The organism is Bradyrhizobium cosmicum (assembly GCF_032290525.1).
GTDB classification, from domain to species: domain Bacteria; phylum Pseudomonadota; class Alphaproteobacteria; order Rhizobiales; family Xanthobacteraceae; genus Bradyrhizobium; species Bradyrhizobium cosmicum_A.
Map to the genome: position 1 here is coordinate 1 of NZ_JASXTA010000332.1, position 261 is coordinate 261.

Sequence of the window (261 nt, forward strand, 5' to 3'; positions counted from 1 at the left end):
GTGTGCGTGATGTTCTTGGCTTCCGGATGAGCCGGGTTGATCAGAAAGTTGCGCTCCAACCGGGCCGGGATTGAGGGGACGATCAGGAGCGCCGAACGTTTCTCCTCGCACCATTTCTGGCCGAAGACCTTGCAGATGGTCTCGTTTCGCGAGTCCCAGCCGGGATGCGCCACAGTTTGGAAAACTTCATACGACACGCCGTTCGGTATCTTGATCTCGATCAAGTGCTGGTTGGCGGGCATCACCAGATTGGCATGCACC

General features: G+C 57.5%; 1 protein-coding gene. It reads right to left on the bottom strand.

Annotated features, from left to right (window positions below; genetic code table 11):
- A partial coding sequence (locus QSV46_RS40150) for an RES family NAD+ phosphorylase (RefSeq protein ID WP_409997296.1) occupies positions 1 to 242 on the bottom strand: 242 nt, incomplete at its 3' end.
- Positions 243 to 261: the final 19 nt, after the last annotated feature.